This is a genomic window from Jilunia laotingensis, assembly GCF_014385165.1.
Taxonomy (GTDB): Bacteria; Bacteroidota; Bacteroidia; order Bacteroidales; family Bacteroidaceae; genus Bacteroides; species Bacteroides laotingensis.
Window position 1 is genome coordinate 3081118 of record NZ_JACRTF010000001.1, and the last position, 14958, is coordinate 3096075.

The 14958-nt window shown below is 41.0% G+C and carries 13 protein-coding genes; 7 read left to right on the forward strand and 6 right to left on the reverse strand.

Annotation, left to right across the window (positions count from 1 at the left end):
- Positions 1 to 11: 11 nt before the first annotated feature.
- The 5 genes from H8744_RS11710 to H8744_RS11730 all read right to left on the reverse strand — a co-directional run bounded on the left by H8744_RS11710 (position 12) and on the right by H8744_RS11730 (position 4340).
- Positions 12 to 1085, reverse strand: coding sequence for a DUF4468 domain-containing protein (locus H8744_RS11710; protein WP_262434998.1), 1074 nt, complete (start codon positions 1083 to 1085; stop codon positions 12 to 14).
- Between the two features lie 11 nt (positions 1086 to 1096).
- Positions 1097 to 1828: an MBL fold metallo-hydrolase gene (locus H8744_RS11715; RefSeq protein WP_262434999.1), complete on the reverse strand. Its 732-nt coding sequence runs from the start codon at positions 1826 to 1828 to the stop codon at positions 1097 to 1099.
- A gap of 66 nt (positions 1829 to 1894) precedes the next feature.
- On the reverse strand, positions 1895 to 2539 hold the full coding sequence (pdxH, locus tag H8744_RS11720; protein ID WP_262435000.1) for a pyridoxamine 5'-phosphate oxidase: 645 nt from the start codon (positions 2537 to 2539) through the stop codon (positions 1895 to 1897).
- 31 nt (positions 2540 to 2570) lie between these two features.
- Positions 2571 to 3275 (reverse strand): pirin family protein, encoded by a 705-nt coding sequence (locus H8744_RS11725; protein WP_262435001.1) that lies wholly within the window; start codon positions 3273 to 3275, stop codon positions 2571 to 2573.
- Between the two features lie 45 nt (positions 3276 to 3320).
- A complete protein-coding gene (locus H8744_RS11730; RefSeq protein WP_262435002.1) occupies positions 3321 to 4340 on the reverse strand; it encodes a 2-hydroxyacid dehydrogenase in 1020 nt (339 codons plus the stop codon).
- A 216-nt stretch (positions 4341 to 4556) separates the two neighbouring features.
- Here H8744_RS11730 and H8744_RS11735 point away from each other — a divergent pair, with 216 nt between their 5' ends.
- Positions 4557 to 6077, forward strand: a complete 1521-nt coding sequence (locus tag H8744_RS11735) for an OmpP1/FadL family transporter (RefSeq protein ID WP_262435003.1) — start codon at positions 4557 to 4559, stop codon at positions 6075 to 6077.
- 472 nt (positions 6078 to 6549) lie between these two features.
- On the opposite strand, the gene H8744_RS11740 is transcribed toward H8744_RS11735, so the two are convergent.
- Entirely contained in the window at positions 6550 to 7836 is a 1287-nt protein-coding gene (locus tag H8744_RS11740) for a DcaP family trimeric outer membrane transporter (protein WP_262435004.1), read from the reverse strand.
- A 161-nt stretch (positions 7837 to 7997) separates the two neighbouring features.
- On the opposite strand from H8744_RS11740, the gene H8744_RS11745 reads away from it, so the two are divergent.
- The 6 genes from H8744_RS11745 (at position 7998) to H8744_RS11770 (ending at position 14941) form a co-directional block, all read left to right on the forward strand.
- The gene (locus H8744_RS11745) at positions 7998 to 8495 is read left to right on the forward strand and encodes an RNA polymerase sigma factor (RefSeq protein WP_262435005.1); all 498 of its coding nucleotides are present in this window, start codon (positions 7998 to 8000) and stop codon (positions 8493 to 8495) included.
- Positions 8496 to 8648: 153 nt separating this feature from the next.
- Entirely contained in the window at positions 8649 to 9329 is a 681-nt protein-coding gene (locus tag H8744_RS11750) for a queuosine precursor transporter (protein WP_262435006.1), read from the forward strand.
- A 13-nt stretch (positions 9330 to 9342) separates the two neighbouring features.
- Positions 9343 to 10017 (forward strand): 7-cyano-7-deazaguanine synthase QueC, encoded by a 675-nt coding sequence (gene queC, locus H8744_RS11755; RefSeq protein ID WP_262435007.1) that lies wholly within the window; start codon positions 9343 to 9345, stop codon positions 10015 to 10017.
- Between the two features lie 69 nt (positions 10018 to 10086).
- Positions 10087 to 10542 carry a preQ(1) synthase gene (queF, locus tag H8744_RS11760; RefSeq protein WP_262435008.1) on the forward strand — a complete coding sequence of 152 codons (456 nt, stop codon included), beginning with the start codon at positions 10087 to 10089 and terminating at the stop codon, positions 10540 to 10542.
- A gap of 377 nt (positions 10543 to 10919) precedes the next feature.
- Positions 10920 to 12746: a transglutaminase-like domain-containing protein gene (locus H8744_RS11765; RefSeq protein ID WP_262435009.1), complete on the forward strand. Its 1827-nt coding sequence runs from the start codon at positions 10920 to 10922 to the stop codon at positions 12744 to 12746.
- Positions 12743 to 14941, forward strand: a complete 2199-nt coding sequence (locus H8744_RS11770) for a DUF3857 domain-containing protein (protein WP_262435010.1) — start codon at positions 12743 to 12745, stop codon at positions 14939 to 14941. The genes H8744_RS11765 and H8744_RS11770 overlap by 4 nt, the downstream gene beginning before the upstream one ends.
- The last annotated feature ends 17 nt before the right edge of the window (positions 14942 to 14958 follow it).

Genomic DNA, 14958 nt, shown 5'->3' on the forward strand with positions numbered 1-14958 from the left:
AATCAATTAAATTATTTAATCCAGGCTTTTACAATTTCACCTGCATACGTACGGGGTTGTCCCTCCATAGCTGCAGGAGCCGGAAGTTTCTTACATTCTAAAATTACTGATGGTTCATTGGCTCCTATCGGATAAAACCTGACTGAGTACGTTTCAGCCTTATCCATTTGTTCATATGCCTGATCGGGAGAGAGAATGGTGAACACGACAGGTTTTCCTGATATTTTTCCCAAAGAACCACCTGCATTGGCTGTCATCATAGTCATATTAAACGCATCTTTGCCAATGGCAATTACTAGTTTACCCGTTCCCATACCGATAGCATCAGACGGAATCTTTTCAGGGGCTATTTCCTTATAACCGGGCATGTTGTTCGAAGGTGAAGGAGCAATAATACTCGTTGCGGGAGTCGTTGCTTCTACAGGATGGGAAGGAGCAATGACAACTGGCTCGGGTGTAGTAACTGTTACTTTGCCGGATTGAGTTTTCGGTTCCTCTTTCACTTCTGCTGCACCGAGTGCGCGAGCAGCACTTGCAAACATGTCATCGGCAAAGTCCACTGTCTTTTTGCGCCATTTAGCCAAACCACGTATCAGTTTTGTTTGACTCTTGTTCAATGCATATTGATCGACAATCCATTCCTCTGCCTTATACTTTTCTTTTTCCCGATACGTAAAACGTATTTTTTCTATCTCCATTAAACATTGTCCCGGTTTACACCCCACGGTGACTTGGTAATTTATTAATGTACGATCTAGTGACAAAGCAGTGGATTTGAATACGATCCATTCTTCACCTATGCCTGCTATGGAACCTTTTTCTTCGTCCGAATAAACTACACGGCTTTCTGGATTCTTGTTTTCATGCAGTCTTTCTTTCATCCATTTCATCATACGGTTGAAAATCTCCTCCTGTGACATTCCCGGAATATTGAATTCTTTTGAAAAGATAACTTTTCCTTCTATTAAGGGAACAGCGCCTACAAGATATCTGCTATCATCGTCATCATTATCTTTTTGTGCCATTATGCTTAATGGCAGGCAAAATAGGAAAATTGCAAGAAGTAAGTGTGTTAATTTGTTCATGATTCTATGTTTTATTTAGTTATATCAAAACTTTCACCGCGATGGGTAATACGAATAAAACGGCAACCGTGCGCTTCGGCTATGCTCTGGAAGGCGTTTCCTCCTTCGTAATCTTCGCTGAAGTGCATGGGTACAAATATAGTAGTTTTTATTTGTTCGATGAATTGTTTCGCCCCTTTCATGTAATCTTTTCCCATTCTTCTGTCCACGGGAAATAGGACGAGATCGATGCCGGGAGTTTGTTGCTTTAAGTATTTCACTTCTGCTAGGAAGTCACCGTTTGCTTTCCGTATCTCTTCTTCGGTGGATTCTTCACTCCAATGCCAGTTGTTGAGGTCGCCTGCATGAAATATTTTCATGCCTTGCAGATGGAGGAGGAAAGAACTGCCGACATCCGTCGAACCGAATGTATCGATACGCAAGCATTCGTCTTCGTAGGCTTCTCCTTTGCTGATATAGATTGCTTCATCTTTGGCGGCTCGTTTGTGTTTCAGGATATCTTTGGAGAAAATGTAGATGATGTCCGGACGCTGCTCTTTCCATGACAGTATTTCACGATTGAAATGATCGGGATGGAAATGGGTGGCAAGCACGTATAACTTACCGGGTCTCTTCAATAGATAATCATGTACGATGCCTCGGTTATGTTCGGTTTCCGATGAATCTTTGTAGTAGTCAATGAGGATAGTCACCTCTTCGGCTTCAATTGCAAAACCACTGTGGTAAATATAATCCAGTTTCATAAGTTATTGGTTTAGATGTGCAATATTACATATTCTTAGTTTGACAAACAAGGAAAATCTGAAAAATCAGGGTGCAAGGCGTTCCCTTTTCCATGTTCCGTCAGTCTGCAAAGTGAAGAGGAAACGGTCATGCAACCGGTTCGGCCTGCCTTGCCAGAATTCGATACGATGAGGCGTGACAGCGAATCCTCCCCATTGTTCCGGCCGTTCTACTTCTTTCCCGATCCACCGGGCGGCTTCTTTTACGAAAGCTCTCATCAACTGCATTCTGTTGTTGATGGGTTGGCTTTGCGGAGAGATGCGCGAACCGATGCGGCTTTTGTAGGGGCGCGTTTTAAAATACTGGTCTGATTCGGAAGCTGGGACTTTGTTTGCAATGCCTTCTACATGGACTTGCCTCTCTAGCTGATGCCATACGAACGAAAGGGATACATGCGGATTGTCTGCCAGTTGTCTGCCTTTGCGGCTTTCATAATTTGTGTAGAAAATGAACTTACCATCATGTAGGTCTTTCAACAATACCGTGCGAGTGGAAGGTTGTCCCTCCCGTGAAACGGTGCCTACGATGACAGCGGTAGGTTCATCCACCTTGGCATCTATTGCCTCCTGCAACCATTTGCTGAACAGTAAAAGCGGATCTTCGGGTAAATCGCTTTCCCTCAATCCGCCTTTTGTATATTCTTGCCGGATACCGGCTAAGTCGGTTTTCATTGTTATTTCATCATTAGTAATTCATAATTGGTCACATTGGAACTTCTATCAGAAGGATTTGCGAATCTTCTAAAGTCTCGAATTCAAAACTGTTGGTTTCATAGATTCCCATCCCGTCCCGGCGGTGCATCACAGTTCCGTCTACTACGATTTCTCCTTCTATCAGGAAGATGTATACGCCTCCATGCGTCTGGTGCGTATGATAACCTAACTTTTTGCCTGCTTCGATTTTCCCGATGGAAAGCCATGTGTCCTGCAACAATGAGGCGGGAGTGCTTCCGTCCGGAGATACGATCAGTGCCAGTTCGTTTTTGCGTTCCAGTTCGCGGATGCTGTAATCGTTATAACGGGGATGCGTATTTCTTTCACGCGGCATGATCCATATTTGGAGGAATTCAACCGGTTCATCTTTGCTTCCGTTCATTTCGCTATGGAAGATCCCCGTACCTGCACTCATTACTTGTATATCGCCCACTGTAATGACGCGGCTGTTCTTTTTGTTGTCTCCATGTTCCAGTTTCCCTTTCAGGGGGATGGATACGATCTCCATATTTTTATGGGGGTGGGTTTGAAAACCACCGCCCGGTGCTACGCGGTCGTCATTCAATACACGGAGCGCACCGAAGTTGATACGGTCGGAATCAAAATATTCATCGAAACTAAAAGTGTGATGACTGTCCAGCCAATCGTTAAGTGAACGTCCGCGTGTGTCAGCTTTATGTATAACCTTTTTCATATAGTCTCCTTTGTTTTTAATAAGTTAATATGCGTCTTTAACATTTCAGGAAAAAGAAAGGTTTTCTTTCTTCACTTCATTTAGCAACGGTTTATGATTTATAAAATCACGGACATTCTCAAGAGTAGTCATTGCGATATTTCCTACCGCCTCTTTCGTAAAGAAGGCCTGATGGGAGGTTACGATCACATTGTTGAAGGAAAGTAAGCGTGCCAGTACATCGTCATCGATGATACGGTCTGATTTATCTTCATAAAAGTACTCGCTTTCTTCCTCGTAAACATCCAGTCCTGCCGAGCCGACTTTCTTGTTTTTCAACCCTTCAATCAAGGCATTCGTGTGGATCAGTTGTCCACGTCCCGTATTGATGATCATCACGCCGTCCTTCATTTTGCTGATGGAGTAGTCGTTGATCAGATACTTCGTTTGTTCCGTGAGTGGGCAGTGGAGGGAGATGATGTCCGAACTGTGGTACAATTCATCCAGGGAAGTATATACCACTTGATTTTCGCGGGCAAAGTTATAGTCCGGGTAGAGGTCATATGCCAGAATGTTCATTCCGAATCCGCGTAGGATATGGATCAGTATCTTAGCTATTTTCCCGGTACCGATAATGCCGGCTGTCTTGCCGTGCATATCAAATCCCATCAATCCATGCAAGGAAAAATTGCCATCACGGGTACGCCAGGAGGCACGTGGTATTTTTCGGTTCAGTGATAACATCAGGGCTACCGTATATTCGGCTACTGCATAAGGCGAATAGGCGGGAACACGAACTACCGTTACATTGTATTTTGCAGCGGCATCCAGATCCACGTTATTAAATCCTGCACATCTCAAGGCCAGAAGTTTTACTCCGTTTTCTGCCATTATCCGGATAACTTCCGCATCAGCCGTATCATTTACGAAAATACATACCGCGTCCACTCCTTGGGTCAGAAGTACATTATTCTTGTTCAGGTGTCCTTTATAATAACGGATTTCAAAACCGAATTCTTTATTCTTTTCGTTGAAGGAAGCTTCGTCATAAGGCTTGGTTCCGAAGAATGCAATTGTATAGGCCATAATTCATTTTTTCTTTATAATTCTTATTATTAACAATCCGGGTGGATGGAATGTTTAAAGGGCAGGAGTAGGTCTATGTTTCAGGGTTTGTTTCATTAAAAACTATTTCATGTTTCAATCAAATTGAAGGCTGTAATGAAAATAGATGCACATATTAGTTTGTCATGTGCAATTTTGTTGTACCTTTGCAGCCGAAATAATTTAAAAAATATTTAGATGAGAAAATTATCGTTGATTAGCATTGTGTTGTTAATCGTTTCAATTCCAACTTTTGCAGGAGGTCTCCTGACAAATACCAATCAACACGTTTTATTTTTAAGAATGTTGGCACGCGATGCTTCCACTGATATTGATGCAGTATATTCCAATCCTGCCGGTCTGGCTTTCCTTGAAGATGGCTTTCATCTGTCTTTCAATGGTCAGAGTGCATTCCAGACACGAACCATAACTTCTACCTTTGCACCGTTCGCCGGGTTTGGTAATAATGGCACAAAAGTATATAAGGGTGAGGCATCCGCCCCTTTTATTCCTAGCTTGTTTGCTGCATATAAGAAAGGTAATTGGGCCTTTTCCGGTAATTTTGCCGTGACTGGTGGTGGCGGTAAGGCCACTTTCAACGAAGGTCTCGGTTCTTTTGAATCACAGGTGTCCATGATTCCTAAATTGATGTTCCAGGCCGGACAAAGTTTGGTTGATGGAGGGGTATTGCAGGTAAATCCTTTTGCCAAGACCAACAGATATTCAGTAGACAGTTACATGCGTGGAAAACAGATGATTTTCGGTCTTCAGTTGGGTGCCACTTATAAAATAACGGATTTCCTGTCCGTATTCGGTGGACTCCGTATGAACTATGTAAGCAATGGCTATGAAGGTCATATCCGCAACATCGAGACAAATATCGATGATAAGATGGTAAATGTCAATCAGATGCTGACAACTTATGCGGAGCAGTTTAAACAAATGGCTGCTGCTGCTGAAATTGCCGGTAAAATTGAAGACGCTCAAAAATATAAAACAGCGGCAGTGATGGCAAGCCAATATGCCGGGATGACGAAAGATAAATATTTGGATTGTGACCAGTCCGGATGGGGGGTAACGCCTATTATCGGTGCCGATTTTAAAATGGGCAAATGGAATGTCGGTGTAAAGTATGAATTCAATACCAAATTGAATGTTGAAAATAAAACCCGCGTAGATGATACCGGATTGTTCGCACCGGGTGTTAATACGCCCCATGATATTCCGAGTTTGTTGACAGTGGGTGTTTCTTATGAAATACTTCCGGTATTGCGTGCTTCTGTTGGATACCATCATTTCTTTGATACACACGCACGAATGGCTGATGCGACCAATCTGATCACAGGTGAAAGAACCGGAAAGCAAAACTTTATTGATAAAGGTACCAATGAGTATCTGGCAGGTGTTGAATGGGATGTTTGTAAATGGGCTCAGGTCAGTGCAGGTATGCAACGTACCAAATACGGCATCGAAGACAGTTACCAAAGTGACATGAGCTTTGCTGTAAGTTCTTATTCGTTTGGTTTTGGTGCAGGATTCACTTTGGCTAAAAATCTGAAACTTAATGTAGCTTACTTCTGGACTAATTATGAAGATTATACCAAGGAGTGGGATGATTACAATAATATTTCTGCTTTGGCGGGTCAAGCCATTCCGGGCAAAGACGTATTTAGCCGTACAAATAAGGTGTTCGGGATCGGACTTGACTATAAGTTCTGATAGGGCGAAATAATTCTTTTTATATATGTAAGGAGGTTTCATTATTACTTCGGTCATCGAAGTCAATGAAACCTCCTTTTTTTATTGAGATGGGAACTTGATTTTAATGTTTTAACTTAAGTACCGGATAAACCTTTATACTTACTTCCGTGGTTCCGTCTGTTGCTTAATCGATAGAAAGTTCCTTACATAGATTTAGCTTCCGACTGAAGGCATTGGATCTCGGTGATGAACACCCCCTTGGTCGGTGATGAAGGGACCTTTCATCACCGACCAAGGGGGTGTTCATCACCGAGGTAAAAACAAGAGGGAATATCCTTTGATTATCAACTATTTATCTGTTCCTGTTTGGCTTCGCAGCACATCTATTGAAAACTGAAATTTGTTGACATTATGCAAGCTGATGATTTATCTCGGATTTCAGTTCTTTTAGAGTGGGCATTAAAACAGGTTCTGAATATTTTCTTCTATTTTAGAATGAATATTGAACCAATAAGTTCATTCTGTTGGCATGACGGGTGAGGTCATTAAAGTCAGTACGCCATCCTCTCAGATATTCGGCTCCGACTTGCAGATTGTTCGTTACGTTCCAAAATACGTTGGCAACCAAGTATTGCCCTTTCCGGTAATATAATGGGTCTTCGCTGGGATAGCCATGCTCTGAATAAAGTCTTGATAAACTATAAGTTCCCGAAACGAATACGTTTTTAGTCAAGTTGTACTGCAATCCTGCGTACCAACCCAACATTGGAAGAGCTTGCATCTTTCCATTGTTTTCAGGATCGGGTACGAGGTCTACATTTAGGTTACTGAGGTCGTTCAAATACTGCCCGATTCCCTTACCATAGTTAAGCTGACCGTATATCTGCCATTTAGGAGTGACGGAAAATGTGGTAGATGCCTGCAAACCAAAGCCTGCCTTGGAATAAGCTTTCTGATGAACTTCACTTGAATAAGTCATGCTGCGGAGAATCGCTGCTACACGGATATGGCTGTTCTTTGCCCAGTTATATTGTGCGGATGCTGTAAAATCCGGCATACGTTGAGTCCCGATTGATAAATTGCTGGTTGTCGTGCCGTTTACCGCTGGCATTTCAGCCGCAATTCCTAGTTTCCAATTTTTTATTCCGCTATATAAATAACTCAGTTGGGTGGTCCGGTAGAAAGCGGAACCGTTTGGGCCGGCAAAGTCGATTGTTGGAGGCAACGCTGCCAAATCCATGAAGTTACCATAACTGTATCCCAAGGTGAAGCCCAAGAACGAAGCGTATGCATTCTGAAGTTCAAGCGTCTTGCCATCGCCACGGAAGTTGGCGGCTGTATAAATAACAAAGTCCCCTAAATGCTTTGTGTGTCCTACCAATTTCAGGAAAAGTGTGGAGGTAGTAGGGTCCATTTGGAATTGGTTTCTAACATAAGATTCCCCTTTATTGGGGATTAGTGCCGGGTAAAAATCCACGTCTTTCACGATCCCTCCGAAATCATATTCGGCCGTTGCTCGTACATAGCCTCCGATGCCCAAGGCGAATTTCCCTTGGCGGTCTGTCAAAAGGAAGCGGGGAGTATTCGGTTCTTGGAAGCGTTTTAAGCGTGTATCTTCCATGATCCGTATGATTTCGTCTCCTGCTTTGTCCCTTGAGACGAACATAATCGAGTTTGGTTCTTCATCTTCGATGATTACTTTTTTCTGGGCATTTGCGCAGAGTGGCAGCAATCCGACCCCGAGTAGCAGGGCTACTGATCTAAATGTTGTTTTCATTATAAGTTAAGTTTTAGGTGAATGTGCTAAGAACAACTTAAATGCGAAATGGTTGAAGATCGAAGGAAAAATAGCCAAATTTTGCGGAAATATTGCTATAGGATAAAAGTTGTAATTAGTCCATCTTTGCATCCGATATTAATATAGAAGACAAGACAACGATGGATAAATTAACAAGTAAGATAGTAGCAATGGAATCGGAACTGCGTCACTTTGCATTCAAATTGACTGCTAATCAGGATTCTGCAAATGATTTGGTACAAGATTGCATGCTGAAGGCATTGGATAATAAGGAGAAATTCGTACATGCGCAAAACTTTAAAGGGTGGATGTATACCATTATGAGAAATCTTTTTATTAATAATTACCGTCGGGCTCTCCGCGAGACCGCCATGATAGATGATGATTACACCATCAGCCAGCAGAGTCTGATCGGGTCGGAAGATGCCGAACGGTTCGAATACATATATGATCTTAAAGAACTGTATAAAGTAATCAATTCTGTTCCAGAATCTATGAGACGTCCTTTTCTGATGTATGTAGCAGGATTTAAATATAATGAAATAGCTGAAAAGATGGGGCTTCCGGTGGGAACGATAAAAAGCCGTCTGTTCTTTGTGCGGAAAAGGCTACAGAAAGATCTGAAGGATTTCTCGTAAATCTAATGGAGGGGATTGTGTAATTTATGTAATTTGTACTCGTTCATTTGCCTGTTTTCAAAAGAAGCCTTATCTTTGCCGCCCGAATTAATCAATGTATGATGCCGTGAATAGCGGTCGTGTATTCTAGAACACCACGTAAAAAACAGGAGTATGAAAGAAAAAGTATCAGTTCCCTTCATGTTGCTCGGCATATTATTCAATGTATGCCTGATAGCAGCCAATCTTCTTGAAACAAAAGTGATTCAGATCGGCAGTATCACGGTTACAGCCGGACTGCTTGTGTTTCCCATTTCTTATATTATTAATGACTGCATTGCCGAGGTTTGGGGCTTCAAGAAGGCACGCCTCATTATCTGGAGTGGATTTGCCATGAACTTCTTTGTTGTGGCACTTGGCTTGATTGCTGTTGCCATACCTGCGGCACCATTCTGGAAAGGGGAGGAGCATTTCGATTTTGTCTTTGGGATGGCACCCCGTATTGTAGCAGCCAGTTTGATGGCTTTTTTGGTCGGTTCTTTCCTCAATGCCTATGTCATGAGTAAGATGAAAGTGGCCAGTGGCGGGAAAAATTTCTCGGCTCGTGCCATCCTTTCTACATTGGTAGGGGAAACGGCAGACTCGTTTATATTTTTCCCCATTGCTTTCGGTGGTATCATTGCATGGCCCGAACTGTTATTAATGATGGGAATACAGATTGTTTTGAAATCAATGTATGAAGTCATCATCCTTCCAGTTACCATCCGGGTGGTGAATGCTATTAAACGGATTGATGGCAGTGATGTATATGATGAAAACATTTCATATAATGTCTTGAAAATAAAAGAAATTTAAACTTTATCCGAACGTGAATAAAGAATCTGCTTTAGTTGTATTTAGCGGTGGACAAGATTCCACCACTTGCCTGTTTTGGGCGAAACGTGAATTTAAGAAGGTATATGCATTGAGTTTCCTGTATGGGCAAAAGCATAAAAAAGAAGTGGAACTTGCGAAGGCAATTGCCTGCGAGGCTGAGGTAGAGTTTGAAGTGATGGACGTATCTTTTGTCGGTCAGTTGGGACATAATTCTCTGACGGACACTTCGATTGCAATGGATCAGGATAAACCTGCCGGCAGTTTCCCGAATACGTTTGTGCCGGGACGTAATTTGTTTTTCCTTAGCATTGCAGCAGTCTACGCTCGTGAAAAAGGAATCAATCATATCGTTACCGGAGTCTCACAAACGGATTTCAGCGGATACCCTGATTGCCGGGATGCTTTTATCAAATCTCTCAATGTTACTTTGAATTTGGCTATGGATGAGCAGTTTGTTATTCATACTCCATTAATGTGGATTGATAAAGCACAAACTTGGGCGTTGGCTGATGAATTGGGGGTACTCGAACTGATCCGGCAGGATACATTGACCTGTTATAATGGAATTCAAGGTGATGGTTGTGGCCATTGTCCGGCTTGTAAACTGCGTCGTCAAGGTTTGGAAGAATATTTGAGGAAGAAAGACTCCATTGCTTTATCAGAATAAAAAAATAATATTGCATTCAATGTGCCTCTTTTATAGAGGTATGTGTTCAAGATAATAAATCTCATTTTTATGGTCGAATTAAAAGATCAACTCTCTCTCTTGGGTGGAAAAACCGAGTATAAACAAGACTATGCTCCTGAAGTACTTGAAGCATTTGATAATAAACACCCGGAGAATGACTATTGGGTACGGTTTAATTGTCCCGAATTTACCAGTCTTTGTCCTATTACTGGGCAACCGGATTTTGCAGAGATACGCATTAGCTATCTGCCGGATATAAAAATGGTAGAGAGCAAAAGTCTGAAGCTTTACCTGTTCAGTTTCCGTAATCATGGTGCATTTCATGAAGATTGTGTAAATATTATCATGAAAGATTTAATCAAGTTGATGGACCCAAAGTATATTGAAGTTACTGGAATTTTCACACCACGTGGAGGAATTTCTATTTATCCTTATGCTAATTATGGTCGTCCCGGTACGAAATATGAGCAAATGGCGGCACATCGGTTGATGAATCATGAATGATGAAAAAGAAATGAGCAGATTCTTTAAATTTTGAAATTAACAAACCAATAAGTATAATCGAAAACGGAGCAGGATTTTAGAGAAAGTCTTACGCGAAGGAAATTGGTAATGAGAAAGGATCTAAAAGAAGATTAGATGTATAAATAAGTATGTATTAGTGTGATATGAAAGATTTTATAGGAAAATAAACATTACTTTTGATCTCTGATAAAGGATGTATTTTAAGTATATGTTAAATAAGTTCTTTCATATTGTAATAATACCTATTTTTATGGTGTAAAACGGCCTATGTTTACGACAACTATATACCAATTGGAAAAGTATATTAACAAGGTTAAGAATGAGTTAGGCGTAAAATACTGAAAAATCATAATACTATGGATAATAGATTGATACTATGCTGCTTAGTATTCCTTTTCACTTTGTTACCTGTGACTGCACAGTCTATTGACAGTGATAATGTCATTATTACATCAGCGGAAGAAACTTATACTTTTTCGTTGGAATCGGGAAATCCGGTGCTTCATGTACGCCTTTCGACTGAATATGAAGCGACAAAGGCAGGTGAGAGAATACAAGTGGCTACTTACTACGGCAAATACATTACGATTGATAAGGCAAGTGCCGGTAGCTTGTTTAATAAGGCTTTGTACCAGCAGGTTATTCCTGAAAACGTGTTTTATGATGACACAAAAGTATGCTTCTTTAATCTTTATTTTGATCGAAAAGGGAAAAAAGCGGAAGTGACTTTTGAGAAAACTTATCATGACATACGCTATTTTACTTCCGTGTATTTGCCTGATATTTACTTTGTAAAACAGAAAAAGATTAATATTATCATACCTCCCGGATTAAATATCAATTTGCTTGAACAAAATTTCTCTTCAAATATAACGGTTAAGAAAGTGTTGGATGCGAAAACCGGGAATACGATTTATACTTATTTCGTAACTGATCAAAAACCCTTTAAGAAAGAATATTCTATGCCTGGCCGCGCTTTTGTCTATCCACATTTACTGGTGTTGGGTGCATTTATTTCATATCATGATTTATATCATTGGTTGAGTGGGCTGGTAGATACTGAAGATTCATCGGTTGTTCGACAGAAAGCTTTAGCAATTACCGAAGGGTGTCTTTCGGAGGAACAGAAGATCGAGGCTGTATATGCTTGGGTACAGAAAAATATTCGGTATATTGCGTTTGAAGATGGTGAATCGGGGCATAAGCCGGATCGCCCTTCGGAAGTGTTACGTAAAGGATATGGGGATTGTAAGGGGATGTCTGCTTTGCTTAAAGCATTTCTCGTTGCTTTACAATTTGATGCCCGTCTCTGTTGGATGGGTACGAATGAAATTGCTACTCGATTCACAGATGTACCAACACTGGCATCGGGCAATCATATGATATGCGCATTATTTTTTGGCGGAAAGAAATATTATCTGGATGCAACCATGAGGTATCTTCCGTTAGGTTATTATCCTTATCATATTCAAGGGCAACAGGTACTGATAGAGAATGGAGATAGCTGTATTGTCGATATTTTGCCGAGATCAGATGTTAATCAGAATACTGATAGTATTCATTACGAATATTCCTTAGAGAATGGCAGGCTGTCGGGAGTAGGGCGGGAGCAACTTTTTGGCGATTTGAAATGTTGTTTCTTGTTTTCATATGATGCTTTGGAAACCAGTAGACGGAGCGAATTCCTGAGCAGTCATTTTACTTTAGGAAAGACCGTTAATAAAGTTACAGACATTCAACTGACAGGAAATGATCCTCAGGCATTGGCTTTGGAAATTGCATTCACTATCCATAATAATTCTTCTTGCCAGCAATTAGACGATGAATATTATATTGAACTGGATCCCCAACTCGATTCTTATACTACACAAATAGATACGTTAAACCGGCAGCATGATTTTCATATGGCATTTCCTTACCATTATGTGTGTGAGGTGATTCTAAAAGTGCCGCAAGGTTATAAGATATCCCATTTACCGGATCCGTTTGTCAGGAAGAATAAACAAGGGACTTTTAGTCTCTCTTATACAAAGAGAGCCGATAGTGTACTGTATCTCCGGGAAATAAGGATTCATAATCCTTTCATCCGTAGAGACGATTTTGTGACCTGGAATAAGGATGTGAAACAGTTGATGGAAGCCGCTTCCGAACAGATTATTTTAATTAAAGATATATCAAAATGAAATTCAATGTAATAACCCGGATTGTCAGTGTATTTCTATTGTTACTTTTGCCTGTCTCTTCGTGGGCTGAAAATTATGACGAATATGCACGTAGGGTACGTGAGGAAGTATGGAGTTGGTCACTTCCCGAATTTGAAAAACGTGATATTCCGGATGAGTACAAGAATGAATCCGCTGTATTATTGGCTGTCTATAACCGGTTGAATGCTACCGGTAAGAATAAGTTTAATTGGGGTAAGTTTATGATGGCTACGGGTGCCATCAGTAAGGAGATCATCGCTGAAGAGGTTTATCGGGCAATGGTACGAATTAATGATAAAGCCGCTCTTGATGAGTTTTCAGAATTCGATTACCAGATGGAAAAGAAACAGATGTCTGGGATGAGCCGGAACAGGCAGCGGATTGTTTTCGGAGCGCGCATCATTAAACCTGATGGTACGGTGCATGAAGTAGACCCTGATGAGGCTGTCAATGTGACCCGTGGTAAGAAAGATAAAGAGGACAGACAGAAACTCGCTATTCCGGATTTGCAAATAGGAGATATACTCGATTATTTTTTTCATGAAGAAATTCGTTTGGAAGATGCTCGTTTGGAACCTTATATCTATTGTTTCGTGGATCGGTATCCGATATTGAACTATACTGTGCATTGTGAGATTGCACGTAAGTTGACTACCGAGTATCGTTCCATGAATGGCGCTCCGAGGTTTATTGAATCTTCCGATGCTGATGGAAACATCGTGTTAGATGCTACAGCAGCCAATTTGCCTAAACAACAGGATGCTTCTTTGTGGTATGTGCCGATGAGACAAAGTCCTATGATCTGTATGAATGTTTTAGACAATAATTTAGCATTCGAATATAAACCCAAAAATGCCCGTAAGTCCGGTGTTTATGGAAATCTTCCTGTTGCTGCCGTTCAGCAAGATGCGTTTTATCTGATGGATAGGATGGCACGTGATAATTATATGTCTTGTGGCTATATGGTTAATAAAGTACGGAAAATGGCGAAACAATATCAGAAATCGCATCCTGGCATTACAGAACAACAGTTGATGGATTATCTATATGAAGCGCTCATTTTTAATTGGCCCTCCGATCCGAATTATGGATCTAAGCGATTTGTTGTCTGTCTGCATAAGTTAATGGAATCTTTTGATTTGTCATATATGGTAGGACTGGTAACCGGACGTAACATGGAGCGGATGGACGATCTTTTCCAGATGTACGATGTCAGTTTCCTTTTGATGAGGAAAGGAGATAAAAAAGCATATATGTACCCTGATATGTATGATGCCTCAGGAGTTTTACCGGATGGTTTTGAAGGAGAACCAGTCGTGTTGATTCCCGCTAAGAATATGGATTATGGTGCCGGAAGTCTTTTTTTGAAGGACACACTTCCCGCTTCTCTTGCGGTGGCTAATCAGTTCCGGGTCAAAATGGATGTATCCTTGAAAGATGATAATCCACTTGAGCTATCGATAGAGCGGAATATGGAACTCACCGGAGGAATGAAAGCGCCTTTTCAGAATCTGCTACTAAATTATGAAGATTGGGATAAAGCGATGCGTCGTCGTTTGGAAATACCTGCAAGCTTGATAGAGGAATATACAAGAGAACATCGAAAGTATGTAGACAATTTAATAGAAAGATTGGAAGAGGATAGAAAAGGATTGAAAAAGAGTTATTTGACGGAAGTTGCTATCTATCATGAGCAAGAGCCCAAGGAAATTATGACATACCGGTTGGTTTGTCCGGGTGTAGTGGCGGACAGTGCTGTGCTGGTCTATGATGTGAAATATGTAATGGAGAATATGGTAAAAAAAGCGGGTGAGAATTTGCTTTTATCTATAGGACAACTTATTGGTTGCCAACTGAATTTGAATGAGAATGGACGAAACCGTACGGAAGACGTATATATGCCCTGTGCGCGCCTTTTCAATTATGAAATAACATTTACTTTGCCGGATGGGTATCATATTAATGAAGGGAGTTTGGATAAGCTAAAGGTAAATGTACGGAATAGATGTGGCTTTTTTACTTCGGATATTGTTTTGACAGATCGGAAATTGGTAATGAAAATACAGAAACAATATATGAATGCTTATGAACCTGTATCTCATTGGCCTCAGTTACTTGAACTTATTGATGCTACTTCCGGTTTTTATTCGCAGGTGATGGTTTTAAGGAAATAATATTTAAAGGGGAACTT

Bases quoted from the DNA above. Each gene is read 5' to 3' on its own strand.
- H8744_RS11710 (WP_262434998.1), bottom strand. From the start codon at position 1,085: ATGAACAAATTAACACACTTACTTCTTGCAATTTTCCTATTTTGCCTG.
- H8744_RS11715 (WP_262434999.1), bottom strand. From the start codon at position 1,828: ATGAAACTGGATTATATTTACCACAGTGGTTTTGCAATTGAAGCCGAA.
- pdxH (WP_262435000.1), bottom strand. From the start codon at position 2,539: ATGAAAACCGACTTAGCCGGTATCCGGCAAGAATATACAAAAGGCGGA.
- H8744_RS11725 (WP_262435001.1), bottom strand. From the start codon at position 3,275: ATGAAAAAGGTTATACATAAAGCTGACACACGCGGACGTTCACTTAAC.
- H8744_RS11730 (WP_262435002.1), bottom strand. From the start codon at position 4,340: ATGGCCTATACAATTGCATTCTTCGGAACCAAGCCTTATGACGAAGCT.
- H8744_RS11735 (WP_262435003.1), top strand. From the start codon at position 4,557: ATGAGAAAATTATCGTTGATTAGCATTGTGTTGTTAATCGTTTCAATT.
- H8744_RS11740 (WP_262435004.1), bottom strand. From the start codon at position 7,836: ATGAAAACAACATTTAGATCAGTAGCCCTGCTACTCGGGGTCGGATTG.
- H8744_RS11745 (WP_262435005.1), top strand. From the start codon at position 7,998: ATGGATAAATTAACAAGTAAGATAGTAGCAATGGAATCGGAACTGCGT.
- H8744_RS11750 (WP_262435006.1), top strand. From the start codon at position 8,649: ATGAAAGAAAAAGTATCAGTTCCCTTCATGTTGCTCGGCATATTATTC.
- queF (WP_262435008.1), top strand. From the start codon at position 10,087: ATGGTCGAATTAAAAGATCAACTCTCTCTCTTGGGTGGAAAAACCGAG.
- H8744_RS11765 (WP_262435009.1), top strand. From the start codon at position 10,920: ATGGATAATAGATTGATACTATGCTGCTTAGTATTCCTTTTCACTTTG.
- H8744_RS11770 (WP_262435010.1), top strand. From the start codon at position 12,743: ATGAAATTCAATGTAATAACCCGGATTGTCAGTGTATTTCTATTGTTA.